Origin of the sequence: Streptomyces sp., assembly GCF_019510245.1 — a bacterium.
Classification (GTDB): Bacteria; Actinomycetota; Actinomycetes; order Streptomycetales; family Streptomycetaceae; genus Streptomyces.
Genome location: NZ_JAEKKT010000123.1, coordinates 82784 through 107527, shown reverse-complemented (window position 1 = coordinate 107527; position 24744 = coordinate 82784). Strand labels below are relative to the sequence as shown.

Here is a 24744-nt window from a genome sequence, read left to right as displayed (position 1 = left end):
CTACCCGCCCGAGGGCAGATCGGTGCGCGGAGCGGACCCCAGATGTACGCCGACCCTCTTGACCAGGAGCGTCATCTCGTACGCGACCTGGCCGACGTCGGAGTCGGCGTCGGAGAGGACGGCGAGGCAGCTGCCGTCGCCGGCGGCCGTGACGAACAGGAAGGCGTCGTCGAGCTCGACGACGGTCTGCCGGACACTGCCCGCCTCGAAGTGCCGGCCCACGCCCTTGGCGAGGCTGTGGAAGCCGGAGGCGACGGCGGCCAGGTGCTCGCTGTCCTCTCTGGTGAGGTCCTTGGAGACGCCGGTGGGCAGGCCGTCGCCGGAGAGCACGACCGCCTTGCGGATGCTGGCGACCCGGTCCACGAGGTCGTCCAGCAGCCAGTTCAGCTCGCCCTTGTTCGTCGCCGTGTGGCCGGTCGCCTTCGGATCGGTCATCGACCGTCCCCCTTAGTCGTTCCTTGTGCTGTGCTGTCCCGGGAGCCGTCGCCCTCGGCGTTCTCCGCTCGGCCGCGCTGCCAGCCGCGCTGGAGCGAGCCCATGCGGCTGCGGACCTCGTCGGCGTCACGCTCGACCAGTTCCGGCTCGCGCGCGGCGGATGATGCGGGTTCCTGTCGCAGCTGTGGGGCCAGGTTGGCCTGCCGTACCCGCCTGGGCAGCGGCCGGGTGCCGGACGCGGCCTCCGGGGGTGTGCTGCCTTGGGGCGGGACGGAGTCTTCGGTGCCGCCGCCGGAGGCGCTCGCGGAGCGGCGGGTGCGCTGGGGCAGGGCAGGGGGGCCGGAGGGGTCGGTGCGGCGGCGGGAGGGCAGCGGGGCGAGTCCGCCCGGTTCGGGGCGGCCCTGACCGGCCGGGTCCCGCTCCTCCGGGTCGACGCGGCGGGAGCGCTGCTCGGGGACCGGCCTGCCGTGCGAGCTGACCAGCTTGGGCGTACGCCGTGCGGGCAGTGTCACGGGGCTGCCGGGGTGCTCCTCGCCGAAGCGGTCGGCGGTCTCGCGGGCCGGGTGACGCAGTTCGGTCACGGCGGGCGCCGCCGGGTCGTCGGCGTCGGCGAGAGAGCGGCGGGGACGGAACAGGCCGCCGCGCTCGCTGTCGTCGTCGGTGAGGGCACCCGGGAAGTCGTCGAGCGCGTCCAGATCGACGGGTGCCTCCAGCTCGACCGGGCCGTCCAGCAGCGCGGCCGGCAGTCCGGGCCGCTGCCCCGGCACCTGGTCCAGGGAGGCGGCGCGGCTCTCCTCGGGTTCGGCCTCCCGGGCCGGGCGGCCGCGGTCGAGGCGGAAGCCGACGCCGTTGGTGTCGGGGACGTCGTCGGTCAGCAGTACGTCGGGGATGAAGACGACGGCGGTGGTGCCGCCGTAGGGGGACGGCTGGAGGGAGACACGGACGTTCTGACGCTGGGCGAGGCGGCTGACCACGAACAGGCCGAGCCGGTCGGTGTCGGAGAGCTCGAACTCGGGCGTCTCGGCGAGCCGCAGGTTGGCGTCCAGGAGCGCCTCGGCCGCCATGCCGAGGCCCCGGTCGTGGATCTCCAGGGTGAAGCCGTTGGCGACGCGTTCGCCGAGCACCTGCACGGCGGTGTGCGGCGGCGAGAACACCGTGGCGTTCTCCAGGAGTTCCGCCACCAGGTGGGTGAGGTCGGCGACGGCCGGGCCGGTGACGGCGACGCGGGGCAGCCGGCGGACCTCGATGCGCTCGTAGTCCTCGACCTCGGCCACGGCGGCGCGCACCACGTCCATCAGCTGGACGGGCCGGCGCCACTGCCGCGAGGGTGCGGCTCCGGAGAGGATGACCAGGCCCTCGGCGTGCCGGCGCATACGGGTGGTGAGGTGGTCGAGCCGGAAGAGGTCGGCGAGTTCGTCGGTGTCCTCGGTCCTGCGCTCCATGGTGTCGAGCAGGGTGAGCTGCTTGTGCAGCAGGACCTGGCTGCGGCGGGCGAGGTTGACGAAGACCTCGGAGACGCCGGCGCGCAGCTCGGCCTGCTTGACGGCGGCCTCGACGGCGGCGCGCTGCAGGGTGTTGAGGGCCTGGCCGACCTCGCCGATCTCGTTCCTGTCGTACTCCAGGCGCGGGACCTCGGTCTCCACGTCGACCTGTTCGCCCGCGGACAGCCGGCGCATCACGCTCGGCAGCCGGACCCCGGAGGCCTCGTGCGCCTCCTGGCCGAGCGCCCGCAGGTCGCGGATGAGGCTGCGGCCGACGCGGACCGACACGACCAGCGAGAACACCACGGCGACCAGGCCGAGGACGCCGACGACGGCCGCCTGGACGATCACGGTGACGGAGACGGGCCGGACGCGGTCCTGGAAGCGGTCGCCGACCTGGTCGTCGAGGGTGCGCAGTTCGTCCAGCACCGTGCCCGCGGTGGCGTCCCAGCTCTTGGCGCTGACGTCGTTCGGCATGCCGGACCCGGCGGCGAGGACGGACTTCTCGGCGGCCAGCAGCGGGGCGGTGGTGGCGCCCCTCCAGAAGCGGTCGAAGCGGTCGCGTTCGCCGGCCGGCAGCAGCGGGAGGCTGATGTCGTAGAGGAGGGTGCGCTGGGCGATGAGGTCGGAGATCTCGCGGGTCTCCTGGGAGGTGACCTTCCCGACCACGAGGGCGGAGCCGAGCAGGGCGTCCTCGCGGGAGACGAGCTCACGGGCCCGGGCGATGTTGACGAGGGCGCGGGCCTGCTTGTCCACCTCGACGTCGTCGATTCCGTCGAGGGAGCCGAGCAGCGCGTAGCAGGGCTCGACGACGGCGTTGTAGAGGCTCAGTGCCTGGGCGCGGTCCACGGTGCCCTGCTCGACGCTGCGGCGCAGGGGGGCGATGCCGTCGAGCCCGTCGAGTTCGGCGGTGAGGCGGTCGCTGTCGTCCGCGTCCAGGCCGTCGCGTACGTGCTGTTCCCCGGCGTTCTTGCGGAGCCTCGCCACGGTCTCGTCGGTGGCGGTGCGTGTGCGGTTCAGGGCGGCGAGCGCGTCGGAGGCGCGCGGGTCGGCGAGGTAGACCAGGGTCTGCCGGCGTTCCTGCTGGAGGGCGCGGACCGCGTCCTCGGTGGGGTAGCCGATGTCCTCGACGATCGCCGACACCTCGAACAGGTGGGTGACCTCGCGTCCCGTGAGCACGGCCGCGAATCCCCAGACGGCCGTCAGGGACACCAGCGGCACGAGGAGCAGCGCCACGATCTTCCGGCGGATGGACTTCCCGCGAAAGCGCATGGCCTCCCCCAGCTCGACCCCCTCGGGTGGGGGTACACATGTACGTCAACAAACGGCGCGAGCCTACTACCGTCACAGGGATAACTCGAAGAACTGTCCGGACGGTGAACTTCCGCCCCGACGAACGGACATGACGGACGGATGGGACGAGTTGTCCGGGCATTGCGGGAGATTGCCACCGCGATCGCGTCGACTTCAGTCGACTTCACGCGAGTGGGGCGGGAACGCCACGAAGGATCAGTTGGCCGGAATTTTTCCCTGGTTGGGAATCATCGGGCGAGTTCGTTCGTCCTTGTAGACAGGTGATGAGTGCGGATTCGGCCACAGGAGCCGCATCTCTCGTCCGGGCAGCGTAAAACAGCGCAAGCCGGGCAGCCACTGGGGAGCCGGGGTCGTCGGACACCGGTGCGAGGGCTTGCCGGCGGTGGGGAGTGACACGTTGATGGGGACGGCTGAGCGGCTGGCGGTGTCGGAGGACGGCGCGGCGACGCACTCGACGGTGCGGCAACAGCAGGCGCAGTACCGGACGTTGTGGATCGAGGAGCCGGCCAAGCGGTACCGGATGCCGGATCCGGTGCGGACGGCGGCGGTGCGGTCGGTGATCATCATCGCTGTCACGCTGATCCTGGCCATGGTGGCGTTCTTCTGCACGATGGCGGAGTCCTGGCTGGCGTTCCCCATGGTGATCAGCAGCGTGGTGAGCACGGTGGTGGCCACCTGGAGCGCGGTCGACGTCCTGGTGACCCGTCAGGTGTGGAGCCAGCGCCACGGCGTGGTCTCGGAGCCGAGCAGCACGGCCCGCACCCTCCGCCGGGAGCGGCGCGCGGCCAGGCGGCAGCAGCGGGCCGCCGAGCGCGAACAGGAGCGGATACGGCGGCGGGGCGGCCAGGCGGGGCAGCTGACGCACCCCTGAGGCGCGCCCCGGTCCGTACGGGGATCGTCCGTCAGGCTGACGGCTTCCTGAACATCCGCGTGGCGGTGATCTCGCTGTGCACGGCCTCTCCCGCCTGCGGCTGCTGAGGCAGCCCGGGCCGGAGATGTTCCTCCACACTGATGTACTTGAGGCCGGCCCGCAGGTCCGCGTCGTTCCGCAACCGGATGACCAGCGGGAACTCGGCCAGTGCCGTGGTGTCGAAGAGCCCGGTCGTGTACAGCAGTTGCACGCCCAGCGCGTCCGACACGGCCCGCTGGAGCTCCAGCAGGTACGTCGCGTTGGCGCGCCCGATGGGGTTGTCGAGGAACAGCGTCCCCGCGTGCCGGTGCTTGTCCCGCCCCCGGTCGTTGGAGCGCAGTGCGGCCATCGTGCAGTACAGGGCGATGGCGGCGGTCAGCAGCTGTCCGCCGGAGAACACGTCCCCCATCTGCCCCACCGGCACCCGCTCGGCGCGCAGTACCGCGTCCGGCTTGAGGATCTCCACGGCGACGCCCTTCGGCTGAAGAGCGGCCGCGACTCCGCGCAGCAGCAAGGACATTCCGTCCCGCCGGAGATCGGAGTTCTTCTTCACGGCGGCCCGGGTCGCCTCGTCGACGACCTCGCCGAGCCGCTCGGTGAGCGTGGCCTGGTCGGGCTCCTCGAAGCGGATGCGGAGGAACTCCTGCCCGGACCACTCGCCGAGCCCCTCAGGCAGCCGGGAGAGCCGCTGGGCTGAGCGCAGGGTGGCCAGCGCGGACTCGACGAGCCCTCGCAGCCGGTCCACGATCGAGTCCCGGTTCCGCTCCAGCTGGGCCAGTTCGTCGGTCAGCACGCGCAGCCGCGGCGCGAAGGCGTCCGCCCACTTCTGGGCGTGCTCGGGCAGGGCGGAGGCGGGCAGTTCCCGGATCTGCTGACGCGCGGGGGTCCGCACCGCCTCGTACCGGGTGGCGTTGGCGTGCCGTACGAGGACGTCGCTCGCCTCACGGACGGCGGACTCGGCGGCGGACAGGTCACCGGCGCAGCCGCGCAGCGACCTGCGGGCCTCGGCGGCGGACTGCCGGGCTTCCTCCAGGCTGCCGGGGTACGGCTCGGGCTCCTCCTGTTCCTCGTCGGCGGTGTGCTCGCGCAGCAGGTCGCGGAGCATGGCGGCGATCTCCTCGAAGCCGCCCGCCGCGTCCTCGGCCGCGCGGTGGGTGTCCAGCAGTTCGGCGTGCGCCTCCCGGGCCTGGGCCAGCGCCTCGGTGCGCGCAGCGAGTTCGGCCGTCGCGGTGCGCAGGAGTGCCTGGGCGTGCTCGGCGTCGCGCGGCTGGAGCTCCTCGGGCAGTTCGGTGTGCGCCTCGCCGTCCTCGGGGGCGTGCCGCTCGGCCTCGCCGCGGAGCCGCCCGAGCTGCTCGCTCGCGGTGGACATGCGGGTCTCCAGGAGCTGCATCAGTTCCTCCGCGCGGGCGGCGGCGGCCTGCCGGGAGGGCCCGTCGGAGCCGTCGGGCGACTGCAGCAGCTGCTCCGCCCGGGTGCGGACCTTGTTGCTCAGCCGCTCCAGCTCCGTGAGCGCGGCGCTCTCGTCGCTCTCCGCACGGGCCTGCTCGGCGCGCAGATCGGCGCCGACACCGACCTTCTCGTACACCTGCGAGGCGGCCCGGTAGGCCTCGCGCAGGGCGGGCAGCGGGGACGTGACCCCGAGGGCGTCCTCGTCGGTCTCGGGGATGTCGTCGGGTGCTCCGGCGATCTCGGAGCGCTCGGCGCGCAGCGCACGGGCGGTGCGGCGGGCGTCGTCGGCGGCGCGCTGGGCGGCGCGCCGGTCCTCGTCGGCGACACGGGCGCTTTCCAGGCAGGACTGGGCGCGGGCCTCCGACTCGGCGGCTTCGTCGGCGAGTTCGCGCAGCCTGACCTGCCAGCCGGCCCGCTCGCGCAGCCGGAACGCGAGGCCGGCGAGGGCGTCGGCCGCGCGCCGGGCCCGCTGGGCGGCCTCCTGCCGTTCGTCGCGCACCTGCGCGGCCTCGGCGGCGGCCTCCTCGGCCTCGGCCCGCACGGTCCGGGCCTCGGTCAGCTCGGCCTCCGACTCGTCGGCGAACGCCCGTGCGTCCCGGGCCTCCTGCGCCAGCTCCACGAGCCGCCCGGCCGGGCAGCCGGTGCGCCAGGAGGCGAGCCGCGCGGCCAGTTCGCGGTCCTTGCCGAGCCGCGCGGCGAGGGTGCGGATCTCCTCGTCCCGCTCGGTGGCCCGCGCGCGCAGCGCCTGCCGCTCCTCGTCGGCGGCGTGCTCGTCGTGCATGGCCGGGTTCGGCGGTACGAGGAACACGTCGCCCGGGGTGGCGTCCGCGGCCGGGGTGGGCGCGAGCAGGGCGGCGGCGGTGCCGACGGCCACGGCGGAGCGGGGCAGCAGGGCCGCCTCGCTGAGCGCCTCGCGGGCGCGGGCGTGCGTGTCGGGGTCGGTGATGACGACACCGTCGACGAGTTCGGGACGGGCGGCCAGCACACGCGCGTGGTCGGCGGGGTCGACGGCCTGGGCTAGGTAGCGCCAGCCGGGCAGTGCGGGGATGCCGTGCTCGCCGAGGAACTCGACGGTGGCCAGCACGTCGGGGCCGGGCGGCAGCAGTCCGCCGTCGCCGAGGGCGCCGAGGATCCGGGAGTCGTCGGCGGCGGCGGTCCGCAGCTCGAACAGGTGCCGCTCGGCGGACCCCACGGCGTCGTCGAGCAGCTCCCGCAACTCGTCCGCGAACCGGTCGAGTTCCTCGGGCACGAGGGGCGTGAGGGTGTCGTCGCCGCCCTCGTGGCGGGGCCGCGGAATGGCGGGACGGGAGCCGGTGAGGCCCAGCAGCTCGGTGAGTCGCTCCTCCGCCGCGAGACTCTCGGCCAGGCGTTTCTCGGCGTCGTAGGTCCGCTCGGCCGCTGTCGCGGCGTCCGCGGCGCGGGCGGCGGTGAGTTCGGCGCGGGACTCGGCGGCGGCCGCCTCGCGCGCGTGCTCGCTCGCTCGGCGGGAGGCCTCACGGGCGGTGTCCCAGGCGGCCACGGCCGTCTTCTCGGCGTCGCTCGCCGCGAGGGCGGCGCGGGCCGGGTCGGCGTCCGGGGCGCTGTCGTCGAGCCAGCCCGCGCGGACCGCCTCGGCGGTCTCCTGCTCGACCTCGCCGAGCCGCTGCCTGAGGTGCCCCGCCTCGCTGCGGGCGCGCTGTGCCTCGGTGGCGGCGGAGGTCGAGTCCCGGTACGCGCGGTCGCTGACCCCCTGGAGCGCGGCGGACCGCTCCTCCTCCTCGTTGGCGAGGCTCTCGGCACGCTCGGCGGCCCCGTGCAGGGCCCGCACGAGTGCGGCGGCGGCCTTGGCACGGGCGGCGAGCGCGGGCGCCGCGTCCCGCTCGGCCTCCTGGATGGCGGCGGCCACGCGCGCGACCCGGTCGGTGGCCGTGCGGTGGCGGAGCACGGCTTCGGCGGCCTGCCAGGCCGCGTGCAGGGTGCGTGCGTCGGCCAGCTCGCGCTTCTGCGCGGCGGCGGACTTCTCGCCGACGGCGAGCGCCAGGGAGGCGTGCCGGTAGGCGAGTTCGGCGGCGATCAGCGCGCTGCGCTCGCGGGCGCCGTCGGAGTGCGTGACGGCGTAGGCGGCGGCCGTGACCCGCTGGGCGAGGTCGGCGGCGCGCACCCGCTCCTGCACGCCCCGCGCGGACAGCCGGCGCGCCAGCGTACGCGTACGGCGTTCGGCGCCCGCGTGGATGTCACGCGCGCGTGACCGGGCCTCCGCGGCCTCCACGATCCGCCCCAGCAGGTCCACCGACCCGGCGGTGAAGTCCCGTTCGGCGATCAGCTCGGCGCGCCGCCCGAGTTTGTTGCCGAAGCCGCCGACCAGGTCGGCGAGTCCGTCGGTGTCCCTGGTGTCGGTCACGGCCCGCAGCAGCAGGTCGGTGAAGTCCGAGTCCTTCTTCACCGCGAACAGGCCTGCGGCCTCGCCCTCGTCGGCGTTCATCTCGCGCTGGTAGCGGAAGAGTTCGGGGTCGAGGCCCAGGTCGCCGAGGTGCTCGATCCAGCGGTCGTGGATCTCCTCCCAGTACACGTCCAGGTGCGGGTACGCCTTGCCCGCCTCGGTGATGGCGTCCCGGAAGCCCTTCATGGTGCGCCGTCGCCCCTGTGCCCCCGAGGTGCCCTCCACGGGCTGCCGGACGGCGGTGGACTCGGCGACCGGCAGATTGTCCAGCGACAGCCCCGGGCCGGGCCGGAACGAGTACCAGGCCTCGGCGAACTTCCGCGGGTCGTTGGAGACCTGCCGCCCCCGCCACTCGCTCGCCTTGCCGACGACCACGCACTCGCCGGTGAGCGTGTGCTGCCACTCCAGGGCGACATGGCCGCAGTCGTCGGCGAGCAGGAACTTGCGCAGCACGCCCGAGCTCGCCCCACCGAGGGTGTTCCGGTGCCCTGGCAGCATCACCGAGAAGATCAGCTTGAGCAGCACCGACTTGCCGCCGCCGTTCTCCAGGAAGAGGACGCCTGCGGGCGCGGGCCGGCGCGGCGGCCCGACCGGCTCCTCCTCGAAGAACTCCGCCTGGGTGGGGGCGGGATCGGGCACGGGCTCCCCGACACCGCGCAGGTCCAGCACGGTGTCGGCGTAGCGCGCACCGGCGGGCCCGATGGAGTAGAGGCGGACCCGGGACAGCTCGTACATGGCGGACTCTCGTAAGACGTGGGAAGGCGGTGGTGACGGCCCGGAAAGGGCTTCGGGAACGGCTCAGGAGTGGAACGGCAGACCGGCGTCGGCGACCAGGTCCAGGTCCTCGGTGGCGTCGGCGGGCAGCAGGCTGGCCGTGCCGTCCGTGACCGGGACGACGCCGAGCTCCAGCAGCTCGGCCATGGCGGCGCTGCCGGCCAGGTCCCGCACCTGGAGCTGGTAGCGGGCCGTCGTGCGGTACGTGCCGCCCTGGTCGTCGCCGGTGCGCTGGAGGAACCCGGAGTCGGTGAGGAAGGCGACCGCCTTGCCGATGATGCCGGTGGTGGAACCGGCCAGCCGGCGGGCGTCCTTGGTGGCGCCGGTCGCGCTGCGTCTGGCCCAGATCCGCCAGGCGGCCTCCAGGCCGGGCGCGTCGGTGGCCGGGTCGGTGTTCTCCCCCGCCTCCTCGGCCCGCTCCTCCAGCCGCCGGCAGGCCTGCCGGACGAAGGCGTCGACGCCGTTGACCGTGATCCGCCCGATGTAGCCGTCGTCGGCCAGGTCCTCGGGGCGCGGGAACGCCAGCGCGGCGACGGCGAGGTGGGCGAGGCCGTGCAGGAACCGGTCGCTGCCGTCCGCGGACGTACGGCGCGCGTAGTCGCCCATGCGCACGGCGAACACCGAGTCCTCTGCGGCGGCCACGGCCATGCCCGCGCGGGGCGACACCTCGAGGACCACCAGCCCGAGCCCGGCGGCCACGGCATCGGCGAGCCGCGCGAATGGCGGGTCCTCCCGGTAGCGCCGCAGCAGCTCGGTGTACTCCTGATCACGCGCGGGCTGCAGCTTGGGCTGCAACCCGAAGGCGACGAGCCGAGCGGCGTCGGCGGCATCGGCGGGCGTGACGGCGGCGGGCGCCGCCCCAGCAGACACCTCGACCTCGACGTACTCGCTCACGACTACAACTCCTCGATCTTGAAAACAGAGGCCTGCGCAAGCGCCCCTTCTGGGCGCTGGGGGTACCCCCGGCCGAAGGCTGGGGGAGGAACTGCGCGATCAGCCCCCACCGGTCCGCACCCGGCACACGACATCACGCGGCCTCGGTCCGATCCGCAGCCATCCCCACCGCGTCCAGCAAGGCCGTCCCGACGATGAGATCGGCACCGCCGAAGCCGGGGTCGTCCAGCTGCGTGCCGTCGTCCACCGCGAACAGCAGCTTCTCCTCGCCCTGCCGGTAGGCCGTGCCCACGGCCGGGCTCGCGGCGTGCACCGCCAGCAAGGCGACCAGGTAGGCCAGCTCCTCGCCGCCCACGCGCCGTGCCTCCGCCAGCAGCCCGGACAAGCGCCGAGGCGCGTCGGCCGGAAGGTCCAGCAGCCGCATGGCGTCCGCCAGCTGATTCTCGCTGAACCGGCTGTCGTCCGGCGTGGCGACGAGGTCCGGCTCCGGCATCTCCGCACCCAGGTGCTCCCGCTCCACCGGCGGCGTCAGCAGTATGTCGACGAGGTCGCCGACCCGCACCGACACCGGCGTCCGCAGCCCGGTCCCACGCGCGAAGAACGCCCCCGTGACCCGGCCCGCCTGCTCCAGCGGCAACGGGAGCAGCGGCGCGAGGAGGTGCCCGTACAGGTCCGTCCCCGACGTCGTCATGGGCGTCGCGAACGCCTGCCGGTCCTGCTCCGCACGGAACAGCGGCCCCGCCTCCAGCAGCCGTGACTGCAACTGGGTGTGCCGGCGGATGCAGTCCTTGACGATGTCGACGAGCTCGGCGGCGCGCCGCTTGTTCTCGGGCTCCTCGGTCTCGTCGCGGGCCTTGCGGATGTTGGTGAGGATCGCGTTCTCGTGCCGGTACCGGTCGGCGACGTGGTCCAGGGCCTCGGCGATCATGTCGGGGACGGCGTTGAGCCAGTCCACCGCGCGGACGTTGCGCCGGGTGGCCTCCAGGGCCCGGCGCAGGCTCTCCGAGTACTGCACGGTCCGGTAGCGGGCCTGCTCCGCGGCGAGTTGGGCGTCGGCGAGCCGGCCGCGGTTGATCAGCACCTCCAGCTTCACCTCGGCCGCGATCTGGGCGCTGGTGACATCCGTGTCGAGGGCGCCGACGAGGACGTTGACCGCCTCGTCGGTGGTCCGGAGGTACACCGTGCCGCCCGGGCCGGGCACCTCCTCGATGAGCTTGAAGTCGTAGTCCCGGCGGACGTACGAGCCGTCCGGCGCGAAGGTGCCGTACACCGCGCGGAAGCCGCGGTCGACGCTGCCGACGTTGATCAGGTTCTCCAGGATCCAGCGGGCCACGCGCTCGTGCTCGGCGACGGGGCGGTGCGGGGCCTGGGCGGAGATGCGCGGGATCAGCCGGGCGACGATCTGCTCGTGGTCGGCACCGGTGTCGAAGTCCATGTTCAGGGTGACCAGGTCGATGGCGGAGAGGGCCACCTCGGCCATGCCGTACACCGAGTACTCGCCGGCCAGGTTCGCCTTGCGTGCGTCGAGGTCGTGCAGCGGCGCCGTGCAGGCGAGCGCGCGCAGCCGCCGCGCCAGCCCCTCGTCGGCGGCCGGGCCCGGTGCCGGGCGCGGCCCCGCGCTGAGCTGGGGCGGAACGCTGTCCGTCGATGCAGGCGAAGTCACGGTGCACAGACTAGGTCCTGGGTCCGACATCGGCCCAAACGACGCGGAGCGGCTCCGCCGGTGGGGCCGGGTACTGCAGGGCGGTTGTCAGCGTGCGGGCTGGCGGGGGCCGCTCGCGCAGTTCCTCCCCCAGCCTTCGGCCGGGGGGTACCCCCAGCGCCCCTGAAGGGGCGCTGCAGCCTACGAGGTGCTGTCGACGCGGCGGCGGTAGACCTCGACCACCCGTTCCAGGGAGTCCGTGAGATACGTCTCCAGGAGCCGCTCGGCGGCGCGCCTGTCGCCGCGTTCCAGCGATTCCAGGATCTCCCGGTTGCGGGCCAGGTACGGCTCGTGCAGGGCGTGGGGGTCGTCGGCCACGTGGAAGGCGAGGCGGAGTTCCGCGAAGACGCTGCGCATCAGTTCGTCGGTGCGTTCGCTGGCGGCCAGGGCGACCAGTTCCCGGTGGAAGTGGATGTTGGCCGTACCCACTGCTTTCCAGTCATCCGCGGTGGCCGCCGACTGCCCCTCGGCGACTGCCGCCGACAGGCTCTCCAGGGCGTACGGCGGGTCACCGAGGCCGCGTACGACCGCGCACTCGACGAGGGCGCGGGTGCGGTAGATGTCCTCGACGTCCTCCACGGTCAGAACCCGGACGAAGACGCCCCGGTTGAGTTCGTGGACCAGCAGGCGTTCGTGGGTGAGCAGGCGGAACGCCTCGCGCAGGGTGTTGCGGGAGACGCCGAGCGCGCCGCCGATGCCGTCCTCCGACAGGCGGGTGCCTGGCGGGAAGTAACCGTCCGCGATGCGGCTCCTGAGGATGTCGGAGACCCGTTCCGCGGTGCTGGTCCGCCCGAGGAGGGCGCGGTCGTCGGCCAGTCCCGTCAGCTGCTCTGCCATGACGGAATTCAACCGCAGACACAGGAACGAAACAACGCGGGTATTGAAGGATCGTTGAACGATCCTCTACGGTGCTCATCACGCTCACCGTACGACGCCCCTCGGTGGGCCGCCCGCTACGACCCTTCGCACGGCCCCGCACTGCTCAGTCCCCGCACCCTCCGTCCCTCAACTGCGAGGTGCCCATGAGCACGACTCCTCCACCGCAGGCCCTGTCCTCCGACGCGCGATCGGGCAGGGGTGAACGCACCGCCGAGGACGGCGCGTTCGGCTGGCTGCGCGCCCTCGGTCCGCGCGGCCGACGCGCGTTCGCCGGAGCTTTCGGCGGATATGCCCTGGATTCGTACGACTACTTCACCCTGCCGCTGAGCATGGTCGCGCTCGCGGCGTACTTCGGCCTGGACAGCGGCCAGACCGGCCTGTTCACCACCGTCACCCTGGTGGTCTCCGCGGTCGGCGGCGCCGCGGCGGGCGTGTTCGCGGACCGGGTCGGCCGGGTCCGCGCGCTGATGATCACCGTGATCACCTACGCGGTCTTCACGGTGGCCTGCGGCTTCGCCCCCAACTACGAGACCCTGCTGGTGTTCCGCGCGTTCCAGGGCCTCGGCTTCGGCGGCGAGTGGGCGGTCGGCGCGATCCTGGTCGCCGAGTACGCGAGCGCCCGCCACCGTGGCCGCACGCTGGGGGCCGTCCAGAGCTCCTGGGCCGTCGGCTGGGCGCTCGCCGCGATCGTGTACACGCTGGTCTTCTCGTTCGCCGGCGACGACCTGGCCTGGCGGGTGATGTTCTGGACCGGCGCGCTGCCCGCGCTCCTCGTGGTGTGGCTGCGCCGCCGGGTGCACGACGCCCCGCAGGCGGTCGCGGTACGCGAACAGAGCCCGCAGCGCGGCTCGTTCGTCACCATCTTCCGGCCGGGCACGGCCGACGCGCCCGGGCTGCTGCGCACCACGGTCTTCGCCGGCCTGCTGTCCACGGGTGTGCAGGGCGGCTACTACACGCTGGCGACCTGGATCCCGACGTACCTGAAGACCGAGCGCGGTCTGTCGGTCGTCGGTACCGGCGGCTATCTGACCTTCCTGATCTCGGGGGCCTTCCTCGGCTATCTGACCGGCGGCTACCTCACCGACCGGCTGGGCCGGCGGCGCAACATCTGGCTGTTCGCGGTGCTGTCGGCGGTGTGCGTGCTGGCGTACGCGAACATCCCGGGTGGCGCCAACACGCTGCTCCTCGTGCTCGGTTTCCCGCTCGGCTTCTGCATGTCGGCCATCTTCAGCGGCTTCGGTTCGTACCTGAGTGAGCTGTACCCGACGGCGGTGCGCGGCACCGGCCAGGGCTTCACGTACAACGCGGGCCGCGCGGTGGGCGCGGTCTTCCCGACCCTGGTGGGCTTCCTCGCCGACAGCTGGGGCCTGGGCGGCGCGCTGGTCTTCGGCGCGGCCGGCTACGCGCTCGCCGCCGCGGCGCTGTTCGGACTGCCCGAGACGCGCGGGAAGGAACTGGCGTGAACCCTGCGGAAGACCACGTCCTCACCCTGGCCACGGAGGACCGTCCGGTCGTCCTCGTCGACGAGCACGCGCACGCGTGGAGCCCGAGAAGCGCCCGGGCCCGTTTCCGGGACGGTCTCACGGGCCCCACGGCCGGGGTCGCGGCGGGTCACACCCAGGCCAACCTGATCTCGGTGCCCGCCGACTGGGCGTACGACATGCTGCTGTTCTGCCAGCGCAATCCGAAGCCCTGCCCGGTGCTCGACGTCACCGACGCCGGTGCGACCGGCACCGAACTGGCGGAGGGCGCGGACCTGCGTACCGACCTGCCACGCTACCGGGTGTGGCGGGACGGGGAGTTGGTGGACGAGCCGACGGACGTGCGCGCGTACTGGCGCGGCGACCTGGTGTCGTTCCTGCTCGGGTGCAGCTTCACCTTCGAGTGGGCGCTGGCCGGGGCCGGGGTGCCGATACGCCACGTCGAGCAGGGCCGGAACGTGCCCATGTACGTGACCAGCCGGCCGTGCCGTCCGGCGGGACGGCTGCGCGGGCCGATGGTGGTGTCCATGCGCCCGGTACCGCCGCAGCATCTGTCGACCGCGATCCGGGAGAGCAGTCTGCTCCCGGCGGTGCACGGCGGCCCCGTGCACTGCGGCGATCCCGCCGCGCTCGGCATCGCCGACCTCGGCCGGCCCGACTTCGGCGACCCGGTGGACGCCGACCCGGACGACATCCCGGTGTTCTGGGCCTGCGGGGTGACTCCGCAGGCGGCGGTCATGGCCTCCCGGCCGCCGTTCGCCATCACCCACGCACCGGGCCAGATGTTCATCAGCGACGCCCGCGACGAGCAGTACCGCGTGGCCTGACAGGAGAGACAGCGCATCCATGACCTCGATCGACCTGAACGCCGACCTGGGCGAGGGTTTCGGCCGCTGGCGGCTCACCGACGACGAGCAACTGCTGTCCGTCGTGACCAGCGCCAATGTGGCCTGCGGCTTCCACGCGGGGGACGCGGCCACCATGCGGCGGGTGTGCGAGCTGGCGGCCGCGCAGGGGGTGACGATCGGCGCCCAGGTGTCCTACCGGGACCTGGCGGGGTTCGGGCGGCGCGCGATGGACGTGCCGCCCGCCGAGCTGGCGGCCGAGGTGGCCTACCAGATCGGCGCCCTGGAGGTCTTCGCCCGGGCCGCCGGCGCGCGCGTGGCGTACGTGAAGCCGCACGGCGCGCTCTACAACCGGGTCGTGCACGACGAGGAGCAGGCCGCCGCGGTGGTCGACGGCGTGCTTCTCGCGGACGCCTCGCTTCCGGTTCTGGGGCTGCCTGGTTCCCGGCTGCTCACGCTGGCGGGGAAGGCGGGGCTGCCGACGGTCACCGAGGCCTTCGCGGACCGCGCGTACACCGACGAAGGGACGCTTGTCCCGCGCGGGCGCGAGGGCGCGGTGGTGAGCGACCCGGAGGCGGTCGTGAAGCGCTCGGTGGAACTGGCGCGCTCCGGCGCGGTCACCTCGCACTCCGGAGCGCGCATCGCGGTGCGCGCCCGCTCGCTCTGTCTGCACGGCGACACCCCGGGCGCCGTGGAGCTGGCGCGGCGGGTGCGCGCGCGGCTCACGGCGGCGGGCGTGACCGTGGCGGCCTTCGCATGAGCGCGGGCACGAACGTGGGCGCAGGTGTGAGCGTGAGCACGAGCCCACGGTCGGAGGCGCCCGAAGCCACGCCCCTGACGGTCCACCCGGTCGGCGACGACGCCCTCCTCGTCGAGGTCGGCTCCGGCACGCAGGCCCAGGCCCTGCACGTCGAGTTGCTGCGCCGCCGCGCGGAGGGCTCGCTGACGGTCCGCGAGATCGTGCCCGCCGCCCGCACGGTCCTGCTCGACGGCCTCGACGACCCGGCCCGCCTGGCCACCGAACTGGCCACCACCGCGATCCCGCCCGCTCCCCCACGCGCGCGTGCGGCGATCGAGCTGCCCGTGCGCTACGACGGCCCGGACCTCGCCGAGGTCGCCGCCCACTGGCGGGTTCCCGAGCGCGAGGTGGCCCGCATCCACGCGGGCGCCGAGTTCACGGTCGCCTTCTGCGGCTTCGCGCCCGGCTTCGGGTACCTCACCGGGCTGCCCGCCCGCTACGACGTGCCGCGCCGGGCCACCCCGCGCACCGCCGTGCCCGCGGGCGCGGTGGCGCTGGCCGGTCCGTACACCGGTGTGTACCCGCGTTCCTCGCCGGGCGGCTGGCAGCTCATCGGGACGACGGAGGCGGTGCTGTGGGACCACGCACGCATGCCGGCCGCGCTGCTGACGCCGGGGACGCGCGTGCGGTTCGTTCCGGTGGAGGACGTATGACCGACCGCGCGCTCGTCGTCGTACGGGCCGGTGCGCTGACCACCGTGCAGGACCGCGGGCGGCCCGGGCACGCGCATCTGGGGGTGCCCCGCTCCGGGGCGCTCGATCCGCCCGCCGCGGCGCTCGTCAACCGGCTGGCCGGGAACGCACCGGACGCGGCCGTTCTGGAGACCACGCTCAACGGGTGTGCCCTGCGGCCGCGTTCGACGGTCGTGGTGGCGGTCGGCGGCGCGCCGTGCCCCGTCACGGTGGGCGGGCGTCCGGCAGCCTGGGGCGCGCCCGTCGTGGTTCCGGCCGGGGAACTGCTGGACGTGGGAGCTGCCCGCTCCGGCGTACGGAGTTACGTGGCCGTCGCCGGTGGGATCGCCGTGGAGCCGGTGCTCGGCAGCCGGTCCACGGACCTGCTCTCCGGGCTCGGTCCCGCTCCGCTGGCGGACGGCACGGTGCTGCCGTTGGGCACCCCTGTGGGGCCGCACGCGCGCGTGGACGTCGTACCGCAGCCGTCCCCGCCGGCGGAGCTCGTGCTGCGGGTGACGCTCGGTCCGCGGGCCGGCTGGTTCACGCCGGAGGCCGTCCGGGCGTTCGCCTCGCGCGCGTACCGCGTGTCGTCGGCGAGCAACCGGATCGGGCTGCGCACGCAAGGGCCCGCCCTGGAGCGGGCCCGTACCGGTGAACTCCCCAGCGAGGGCATGGTTCTCGGTGCCGTGCAGGTGCCGCCGGACGGCCGTCCGGTGGTGTTCCTGGCCGACCATCCGACCACCGGCGGCTATCCGGTGATCGCGGTGGTCCGCGCCGCAGACCTCCCGGCGGCGGCCCAGGCGGTCCCGGGCATCCCGGTCCGCTTCGTGGCCGTACGCCGTCGCTGATCCGCCGGGGCGGCATCGCCCGGCGGTCTCGCCCGGTGCCGTCGTCCGTGCGCACCTCGTCGTCCTCACGCGGCATCGGCGGGCCGCTCCGGCGGCTGGAGGGCGGCCAGCGCGGCGGAGACCGCGGCGGACGCGCTCAGGTCCAGGCGGCCGCTGGTGCCCCTGCGGCGGTGCCGCATCTCGTCGACGGCCAGCCGCAGCAGCTGGGGCAGCAGGTCGCGGCAGCGCCTGATCACCCAGGCGGTGCCGGCCGTGGCCAGCCAGAGGAGACTCGCCTTCTTCGTCGGCGGCGGGAACTCGGGCTCGGGGGACGGCGCCGTCCCCGTCGCCATGCCCAGCGGGGCGAGCAGGGCGTGGAAGCGGACGGCGAGCTGCCGGTGGCCGCGCTCGCACGGATGCAGCCGGTCCGCGCTCCACATCTCGCGGTCGGTGAGCCAGGCGCCCTCCGACGCGTGCAGGTGGACGGCCCCGTACCGCTCGGACAGCGCGTGCACCACCGCGTTGACCGCCCGCCCCCGGCGGGCCAGCGGACGGGCCAGCGCGCCCGGAAGCCCCCACATCGAACCGGGGTCGGGCAGGCACGCCGTGAGCAGGATCGCGCCCTGCGCGGTCAGGGCCGCGTAGACCTTGTCGAGCCGTTCGGCCACCGCGTGGATGTCGAAGGTGCAGCGCAAGGTGTCGTTGACCCCTATGACGACGGCGACGATGTCGGGGCGCAGTTCCAGTGCGGCCGGGGTCTGGCGCTCCAGCACGTCCCGGGTCTGGGCCCCGCTGACCGCGAGGTTGGTGAACTCCACCTCCTTCGCGGCGAGTCCGCCGGCCAGCAGCGCGGCCCAGCCGCGCCACCCGTCGCCGGCGGGGTCGCCCACGCCCTCGGTCAGGGAGTCCCCGAGCGCCACGAAACGAACCGTTCTCATGCCACGCCCTCCGGCACGACACGACGGACCGGTGCCGTCGCTCCGCTCTCGTCACGACGGGACAGCACCGGCGCGTCGTGCGCGGCGAGGAACGCCTCCACCGCCGTGCCCCAGCCGAAGCACTCGGCACGCGCGCGTGCGACCTCCCTGCGCTCGGCGCCGGGACGCCCCAGGAGCATCTCCACGGCGTCGGCGAACGCCTCCCCACGGTCGGCCGCGGTGGCCCCCGCGGCGCCGATCACCTCGGGGAGCGCGGAGGAGGCGCTGGCGACCACGGGCGTCCCGCAGGCCATGGCCTCCAGGGCGGCCAGCCCGAAGGTCTCCGCGGGTCCCGGCGCCAGGGCGACGTCGGCGGACGCCTGCAGCGCGCCCAGGCTGTCCCGGTCGGAGACGTGCCCCAGGAAGGTCACCGGCAGCCTGCGCTCCCGCACCCGCTGCTCCAGACGCTCCCGCAGCGGCCCGTCGCCGGCCACGACCAGGATCACCCGGCGGCCGCGCCGTACCAGCGTCTCCACGGCGTCGATGGCGGTGCCGGGCCGCTTCTCCACGGACAGCCGCGAGCACATGACGAGCAGCGCCTCGTCCTCGCGCGCGTACCGGGCCCGCAGCTCGAGGTCGCGCAGCGAGGGATGGCGGCCCACCAGGTCGACGCCCAGCGGGGCCCGTACGACGTTGCGCGCGCCGATGCGGACGAACTCGCGCTCGGCGAACTCGGTGGTGCACACCACGCGCGCGTACGTGTGCGCCGTACGGATGTTGAGCGCGTCGGCGGTGCGCCGGGACATGTTCTCGGACATGCCCCAGGTGCGCAGCACCCCGTCGGCGGTCTCGTGGGAGACCATCACGGCGGGGACCCGGGCGCGCCGGGCCCAGCGGCCGGTCCAGCGCAGGGTCGTGCGGTCGGACACCTCCAGGCGGTCCGGGGCCAGGTGCTCCAGGAGGGTCTGGACCCGCTTCCTGTCGACGAGGACGCGGTAGCCGCCGGTGCCGGGGAGCAGCGGGCCGGGCAGCGTGATGACCCGGCCCTGCTCCTCGTACCGGTCCGAGTAGCGCTCGCCCGGCACGATCAGGACCGACTCGTGCCCGGCCGCCACGAAGCCCTTGCCGAGTTCGCGCAGGGCGGTGCGCAGACCGCCGGAGGCGGGGGCGACGAAGTTGGCCAGCCGGACGATGCGCAGCGGGCCCGGCGAGGTGACGCTCATGCCGCCACCACCGGCCGGCGTGCCGCGAGGACGTCCTCGTAGTGGCCGATCAGCTGGTCGCCGACCGCGGCCCAGGTACGGCCCTCGACGGTGGCGCGGGCGGCGTGGCCGAACGCGGCCCGCATCCCGGCGTCGGCGACGAGGGAGGCCACGGCCTCCCGGACGGCACCGGCGTCGCGCGGCGGCACCAGGAACCCGGTGCGGCCGTGGTCGACCAGGTCGATCGGGCCGCCGACGGCGGGCGCGACCACCGGGACCCCGCTGGCCATGGCCTCCTGGACGGTCTGGCAGAACGTCTCGAAGGGGCCGGTGTGCGCGAAGACGTCGAACGAGGCGAAGATCCGGGCGAGGTCGTCACCGGTGCGGCGGCCGAGGAAGACAGCGCCGGGCAGCGCCTCGGTGAGGTGGGCCTGGGCCGGTCCGTCGCCCACGATCACGACCTTCACGCCCTCCAGGCCGCAGACCCCGGCGAGGAGTTCGACCTGCTTCTCGGGGGCGAGGCGGCCGACGTAGCCGACGATGAGCTCGCCGTTGGGGGCGATCTCGCGGCGCAGGGACTCGTCGCGGAACTCGGGGCGGAAGCGGACGGTGTCCACGCCGCGCTGCCACAGCTGGATCCGGGGCACCCCGTGCGCCTCCAGGTCGCTGATCGAGGCGGTGGACGGGGCGAGGGTGCGGTCGGCGGCGCCGTGCACCGACCGGATCCGCCGCCAGGCGGCGGCCTCGCCGGCGCCCACGTAGGTGCGGGCGTATCCGGCCAGGTCGGTCTGGTAGACGGCGACGGCGGGGATGCCGAGCCGGGCGGCGGCGGCCATGCCGCGGACGCCGAGGATGAAGGGGCTGGCCAGGTGCACCACGTCGGGGCGGTGCTCGATCAGGGCGGCGGCGAGCTTGCGGCTGGGGAGAGCCACGCGGACCTGGGGATAGCCCGGGAGCGGAAGGGAGGGGACGTGGACGACAGGGCAGGGCGCGGCGGCCGCGGCGAGCCTGTTTCCGGGGGCGGGGGCCGGAGCGACGACGAGGGGAGCGTGACCGCGATCGACGAGGTGTCGGGCGGTCTGGAGCGCGCAGTGGGCCACGCCGTTCACATCGGGGGGAAAGGATTCGGTCACGATGACGACACGCATACCGGTGTTGTCGCCGCGCTGGACGTGGCCGCGTCAAAGTGGATCTTTCCGGTTGTTAAACGTCCCATGAGCGTTGCCCTGCACACCCGAGCGGGCCAACCGGCGTCCATGCTCGGCCGCCCCGGCGGTCACCGGTTGTTCACCCGGCGGGCGGTCGGCCGCGTAGGGGACTTGTGCGGGATCCCCCGTGGTTCCCGTGGTGCAGCAGTTCCCGGTCGCAGTGAGGTGTCACATGGCGGCCGTGTCCGGTCCGATGCGGCTGCGTACGGCCGTCTGCACCTCCGCCTCCTCGGCGGGGTCGGCGGCGAGCCGGCGGAGTTGTTCGACGACCCGGGCGTCACCGGTCTCGGCGTGCCGGGCGGCGAGTTCACGGGTGGTCTCCTCGCAGTCCCACAGGCATTCGACGGCGAAGCCGGTGGCGAAGGAGGGGTCGGTGGCGGCGAGGGCGCGGGCGGCGCGGCCACGGAGGTGGGACGAGGCGGTCTCGCGGTAGACGTGGCGCAGGACGGGGGCGGCGCAGACGATGCCGAGGCGTCCGGTGCCGTCGACGAGTGTCCACAGGGTCGGCGCGTCGGGGCCTTCGCCGCGTACGGCCTCCCGCAGCGCGGCGAGGACCAGGTCGCTGTCCTTGGTCCCGCCGCGGCAGGCCAGCATCCGGCCGGCGGCGGCGCCGAGGGCGTCGGGCCGTCGGGCCCAGCCGCGCGCGCGGTCGACGGCGGCGACACTGCGCATGCGTTCGAAGGCGTCGACGGCGGCCTCCACGACGGTCACCGTGCCGTCGGTCACCGCGGCCTCGATCAAGTTCAGCGCGTCCGGGTCGTTGCTGTCGGCGAGATAGCGCAGGGCGGTGCAGCGGGCTCCGTCGGTGCCGTCCTTGGCGGCCTGGACGATCTCCGGCCGGTCCTCGGGGCCGGCGACGGCGACCAGACAGCGGGCGGCCGGCACGTGGAGGGCCGCGCCCCGCTCGAGGCCTTGCTGGGCCCATTCGAAGACGGCGCGCACGCTCCACCCCGGACGGGGCCCGGCAGGTCGCATCTGGCGCTGCCAGCGGTCGAAACAGCCGGTCTCCTGCGCGGCACGCACACGCGTGGCGATCGTTTCGCGCGGATCCTCGGCCCACAGCCGCCAGGGCCGTGGCTCGAACGCGTCCCGTACGGCGGCGGCCAGTTCGGCCTCGCCCTCGGCGTCCGTGGTGAAACGCGCCAGCACCGGGGCGGCGAGGGCGCGCAGGCCCGCGTCGTCGTCGCGCAGCGCCAGCTCGTCCAGGGCCCAGGCCCAGTTGGCGCCGGTCGCGGCGTACCTGCGCAGCAGGTCGAGCGCGTCCCGCCTGCCGTAGGAGGCGAGGTGCCCGAGCACGGCCAGCGCGAGGCCGGTGCGGGACTCCTCGGTGTCGAGGACGTCCTCGGGCTCGAAGAGGTGTGCCTCGATGGCGTCCAGCTCGCCGTTCAGGTCGAGGTAGAGCCGGGCGTAGTACAGCGAGCGGTTCTCCACCTGCCAGTCGTGGCGGGGGTCGTGGAGCACACAGTGGTTCAGCGCCGCGAGCGCCTCGGCGCGCGGGGCGGTGAGCGCGTGCAGCGTGCCGTCGCCTCGGCCCCGCTGAAGCAGGCCGAGCAGCGTACCGCTGGGCGCTATGACCGGATCGAACATGGGAAACAGCCTCACATCAAGCGTCGACGCAACCGGAGAACACGCACTACCTGGCCGCGTGACACAACGTCGGAGCGCCCGCCGTCTCTTGCTTGCTGTAGACCATTTCTCTCTGCCTCTCGTCAGTGGCCCATGCGGGCCGCATCACGGCCCGCGCGGTGCGGCAACACCTGCCCGGCCATCGCGTCCGTGAATCACGACGTCATGATGACTCGGCACTTCGACCTGCCGCGACCGAAATTTCGGCGGCCCTGTACCGCCTCCCCCGTTTTGTGTGCTTTAGCTGGTCAGAACAGATGGGTCAGGAGGTACCGAACAGTTCCAGAACCTCCACCTTGCCGAACATCCGTGCGGTGTCGACGGCTGACGGAGTGCCCGCCGCCGGGTCCGCGCCGGCCTCCACCAGCACCTTGACCACGTCCGTCTCGCCCTTGAAGACCGCTCCGGCGAGTGGCGTCTGGCCGCGGTCGTTGACCCGGTCCGCCTCGGCGCCCCGGGCGAGCAGCTCACGCACCGCTCCGGCGTGACCGTGATAGGCGGCGAGCATCACGAGGGAGTCGCCGCGGTCGTTGGTGAGGTTGGCCGGAACGCCCGCGTCGAGGTACGCCACGAGCTCTTCGGTCCGCCCCTGCCGGGCCAGATCGAAGATCTTGGTCGCCAGCTCCACGACCTCGGGGTCGAGGGCTTCGCTCATCGGCCGGACCGCCTCTCCTGTGCGCTGCGGGGACTATCGCGGACTGGGGGAGCGTACGGCAACGGGCGGGCCGCAGAGCCGTACGAGTGAATCGCCAGCGTACTGGCTCCGGGTGCACATGACCGGATCTGCCCGAGGTAAAGATCACCGCAACCCCGCCGAACGATCACATTCCCGCGCCGGGAGACGACCGATCCGGCCGACGCGGAACACGGAGCGATACGCCAAATAGGTGAAATAAGGCGAGTTTCACCCATTTACACCTTTAATAATATGGATACGTGCTGTGATCCTGGAAGAACTCATGGTGACTGTCCCCCCTTCGACACCAGGAGATCTCAAATGATCCTCTCCATCTCAGGCGTCATCGTGCTCGGCATCGTCGTCTTCCTCTTCTTCCGCAAGGACGGACTGAAGCCGTCGCACGCCACGGTCTCGGCGCTCTTCGGCTTCTATCTCGCCAGCACGGCCATCGCACCGAGCATCAAGGCAGGCGGCGAGAGCCTGGCGAGCCTGCTCGGCGGCATCAAGTTCTGATGCCGCGCCAGCCCGTACGCACCGTGAGGAGACAGCAGTGGCCCGGCGCCCTCTCCCCCGCATTCTGAGCAACGGCGGCGCGCAGCTCGCCCGGAGCCGGGAGCTGGCCCGGACGGCCGCCGACAACGCCACCGACGTCCTCCACCCGCTCATCACCGTGACCCGCGGGCTGAGCCGGCTGGCCTCGGCCGGGCGGCGCCGCTGGGCGGAGACTCCCAAGGACAAGCGCGGGCCGCTGCTGTTCCTGGTGGCCTCCGTCGTCCTGGTCATGGCGCTGGTGCCGTACGGGCCGCTGCTCGCCGTCATCACCCTGATGGCGGCGAGCGCCTGGCAGGGCCGCGACCGCGCCCCGTCCCCGCCGGAGGGCCCCGACGAGTCGCAGACCCAGCGGCTCCAGTCCCTGTACGAGGCCCTGGTGCCGTACTTCTCGGCCGCCGAGGACCCGGCGCCGCTGTACGCACACGGCGGGGAGTGGGACAAGGCCTTCCTCGCCCACGAGTTCGACGACGCGGGCCGCCTCGGCCAGCTGCTGCTCCGCTATCCCGCGTACTTCCCGGACGGCGAGCCCCAGGCCCGCGCACGGATCGAGAACCTGCTCACCGCGAAGTCCGGGCGAGGCCGCGAGTACCACTTCGCGTGGGACGAGGAGGGCAACCGGCTCACGGTGACCGTCCTCGCCCCGCTGCCCACCGACATCGCCGCCCAGCGCTTCGTCACCGCGCCGGGCGAGACGGTCCTGGGGTTCACCGACCCCAGCGAGGTCCAGCGCACGCTCCCGCTCGGGTACGGCGACGAGCAGCGTGACGTGCCGCCGGTCGTCTGGCGCACCGGCGCCCGCTCCACCGAGCCGCACCTGCTGGTCATGGGCCGCCCCGGCAGCGGTACCTCGACCCTGCTGCGCTCCATCGCCCTGCAGGCCCTCCAGTACGGCGACGTCCTCATCGTCGAGGGCGGCGGCACCGGCGAGTACATGTGCCTCGCCGGACGGGACGGGGTCCTGGCCGTGGAGTGCGGGCTCGCCGGGGCACTGGCCAGCCTGGAGTGGGCCGCGAACGAGACGGAGCGGCGGCTCATCGCCCTGAGCCGCGCGCGCCAGGCGGGCCATCCGCCGCCGGACGACTGCCGGCGCCCCCTGTGGATCCTCGTCGACCGCCCGAGCGCCTTCGTCCACCTGGCCTCGGCGGACGGCCACAAGGACCCGCAGGCCCTCCTCCAGGCCCCCCTCCGGCACGGCCGCGCGGCCAACGTCACCGTGGTGGTCGCCGAGCAGCTCGACAGCGCGGACGTGCTGAGCGAGGCGGTACGACAGCACGCGTGCGCGCGCGTCGTGCTCGGACCGGCGCTGCCGGACGAGCTGGCCGCGGCGCTGGGAGCCCCGCCGCACACGACACCGCTGGCCCAGGTGCCGCCGGGGCGGGGGTACGCGCGGCTGGGGCGCGGGCCGGTGCTGCGGCTCCAGGTGCCGGCGACTCCCGATCCGTACGACGACGCGACGAGCGAGGTCGACCGCGAGGCGGTACTGGCGCTGCTGCCGCCGCGGAGCGGGGTGGTGGAGCAGGCGGCACCGTTGGAAGCCGCGGTCGCCGAGGGCTGAGGCCGGGGGCGGGGACGCTCACCGCCGCTTGCCGGGCGCCGCCCGCGCCCACCCGCCGCCCTGGGGGCACCTCCCAGGCCCTTAAGGCACTGGGGGAGGCACGACTGCCCGCAGCTGTGCGCCCT

General features: G+C 73.8%; 19 protein-coding genes. 8 read left to right on the top strand and 11 right to left on the bottom strand.

Going from position 1 to position 24744, the window contains the following annotated elements:
* Both JF597_RS12910 and JF597_RS12905 read right to left on the bottom strand, forming a co-directional pair.
* On the bottom strand, positions 1–435 hold the full coding sequence (locus tag JF597_RS12910; protein ID WP_293993347.1) for a roadblock/LC7 domain-containing protein: 435 nt from the start codon (positions 433–435) through the stop codon (positions 1–3).
* Entirely contained in the window at positions 432–3188 is a 2757-nt protein-coding gene (locus JF597_RS12905) for a nitrate- and nitrite sensing domain-containing protein (RefSeq protein WP_293993346.1), read from the bottom strand. The genes JF597_RS12910 and JF597_RS12905 overlap by 4 nt, the downstream gene beginning before the upstream one ends.
* 442 nt (positions 3189–3630) lie before the next feature.
* Here JF597_RS12905 and JF597_RS12900 point away from each other — a divergent pair, with 442 nt between their 5' ends.
* Positions 3631–4101, top strand: a complete 471-nt coding sequence (locus tag JF597_RS12900) for a hypothetical protein (RefSeq protein ID WP_293993345.1) — start codon at positions 3631–3633, stop codon at positions 4099–4101.
* Between the two features lie 31 nt (positions 4102–4132).
* On the opposite strand, the gene JF597_RS12895 is transcribed toward JF597_RS12900, so the two are convergent.
* The 4 genes from JF597_RS12895 to JF597_RS12880 all read right to left on the bottom strand — a co-directional run bounded on the left by JF597_RS12895 (position 4133) and on the right by JF597_RS12880 (position 12215).
* Positions 4133–8743, bottom strand: coding sequence for a hypothetical protein (locus JF597_RS12895; RefSeq protein WP_293993344.1), 4611 nt, complete (start codon positions 8741–8743; stop codon positions 4133–4135).
* Positions 8744–8806: 63 nt separating this feature from the next.
* Positions 8807–9676 carry a hypothetical protein gene (locus tag JF597_RS12890; RefSeq protein WP_293993343.1) on the bottom strand — a complete coding sequence of 290 codons (870 nt, stop codon included), beginning with the start codon at positions 9674–9676 and terminating at the stop codon, positions 8807–8809.
* Positions 9677–9809: 133 nt separating this feature from the next.
* On the bottom strand, positions 9810–11339 hold the full coding sequence (locus JF597_RS12885) for a hypothetical protein (protein ID WP_293993342.1): 1530 nt from the start codon (positions 11337–11339) through the stop codon (positions 9810–9812).
* Positions 11340–11519: 180 nt separating this feature from the next.
* Positions 11520–12215, bottom strand: a complete 696-nt coding sequence (locus tag JF597_RS12880; protein WP_293993341.1) for a GntR family transcriptional regulator — start codon at positions 12213–12215, stop codon at positions 11520–11522.
* 185 nt (positions 12216–12400) lie between these two features.
* On the opposite strand from JF597_RS12880, the gene JF597_RS12875 reads away from it, so the two are divergent.
* The 5 genes from JF597_RS12875 to JF597_RS12855 all read left to right on the top strand — a co-directional run bounded on the left by JF597_RS12875 (position 12401) and on the right by JF597_RS12855 (position 16901).
* A complete protein-coding gene (locus JF597_RS12875; protein ID WP_293993339.1) occupies positions 12401–13720 on the top strand; it encodes an MFS transporter in 1320 nt (439 codons plus the stop codon).
* Complete coding sequence (locus JF597_RS12870) at positions 13717–14565, top strand: putative hydro-lyase (RefSeq protein WP_293993337.1); 849 nt, start codon at positions 13717–13719, stop codon at positions 14563–14565. The genes JF597_RS12875 and JF597_RS12870 overlap by 4 nt, the downstream gene beginning before the upstream one ends.
* Before the next feature lie 19 nt (positions 14566–14584).
* Positions 14585–15343 carry a 5-oxoprolinase subunit PxpA gene (locus tag JF597_RS12865; RefSeq protein WP_293993336.1) on the top strand — a complete coding sequence of 253 codons (759 nt, stop codon included), beginning with the start codon at positions 14585–14587 and terminating at the stop codon, positions 15341–15343.
* Between the two features lie 74 nt (positions 15344–15417).
* A complete protein-coding gene (locus JF597_RS12860; RefSeq protein ID WP_293993365.1) occupies positions 15418–16035 on the top strand; it encodes an allophanate hydrolase subunit 1 in 618 nt (205 codons plus the stop codon).
* Positions 16032–16901 carry a biotin-dependent carboxyltransferase family protein gene (locus JF597_RS12855; protein WP_293993335.1) on the top strand — a complete coding sequence of 290 codons (870 nt, stop codon included), beginning with the start codon at positions 16032–16034 and terminating at the stop codon, positions 16899–16901. The genes JF597_RS12860 and JF597_RS12855 overlap by 4 nt, the downstream gene beginning before the upstream one ends.
* Positions 16902–16966: 65 nt before the next feature.
* Here JF597_RS12855 and JF597_RS12850 read toward each other — a convergent pair whose 3' ends face one another.
* The 5 genes from JF597_RS12850 to JF597_RS12830 form a co-directional block, all read right to left on the bottom strand.
* Positions 16967–17818, bottom strand: a complete 852-nt coding sequence (locus JF597_RS12850) for an SGNH/GDSL hydrolase family protein (protein WP_293993334.1) — start codon at positions 17816–17818, stop codon at positions 16967–16969.
* Positions 17815–19020, bottom strand: a complete 1206-nt coding sequence (locus JF597_RS12845) for a glycosyltransferase (RefSeq protein ID WP_293993333.1) — start codon at positions 19018–19020, stop codon at positions 17815–17817. The genes JF597_RS12850 and JF597_RS12845 overlap by 4 nt, the downstream gene beginning before the upstream one ends.
* Positions 19017–20147, bottom strand: a complete 1131-nt coding sequence (locus JF597_RS12840) for a glycosyltransferase family 1 protein (protein WP_293993331.1) — start codon at positions 20145–20147, stop codon at positions 19017–19019. Before JF597_RS12840 ends, JF597_RS12845 begins: the two co-directional genes overlap by 4 nt.
* 228 nt (positions 20148–20375) lie before the next feature.
* Positions 20376–21794, bottom strand: a complete 1419-nt coding sequence (locus JF597_RS12835; protein ID WP_293993329.1) for a HEAT repeat domain-containing protein — start codon at positions 21792–21794, stop codon at positions 20376–20378.
* 301 nt (positions 21795–22095) lie between these two features.
* Positions 22096–22488, bottom strand: a complete 393-nt coding sequence (locus JF597_RS12830; protein ID WP_293993327.1) for an ankyrin repeat domain-containing protein — start codon at positions 22486–22488, stop codon at positions 22096–22098.
* Positions 22489–22830: 342 nt separating this feature from the next.
* Here JF597_RS12830 and JF597_RS12825 point away from each other — a divergent pair, with 342 nt between their 5' ends.
* Complete coding sequence (locus JF597_RS12825) at positions 22831–23025, top strand: hypothetical protein (protein WP_189268091.1); 195 nt, start codon at positions 22831–22833, stop codon at positions 23023–23025.
* A 37-nt stretch (positions 23026–23062) separates the two neighbouring features.
* Positions 23063–24619: a hypothetical protein gene (locus JF597_RS12820; protein WP_293993324.1), complete on the top strand. Its 1557-nt coding sequence runs from the start codon at positions 23063–23065 to the stop codon at positions 24617–24619.
* The last annotated feature ends 125 nt before the right edge of the window (positions 24620–24744 follow it).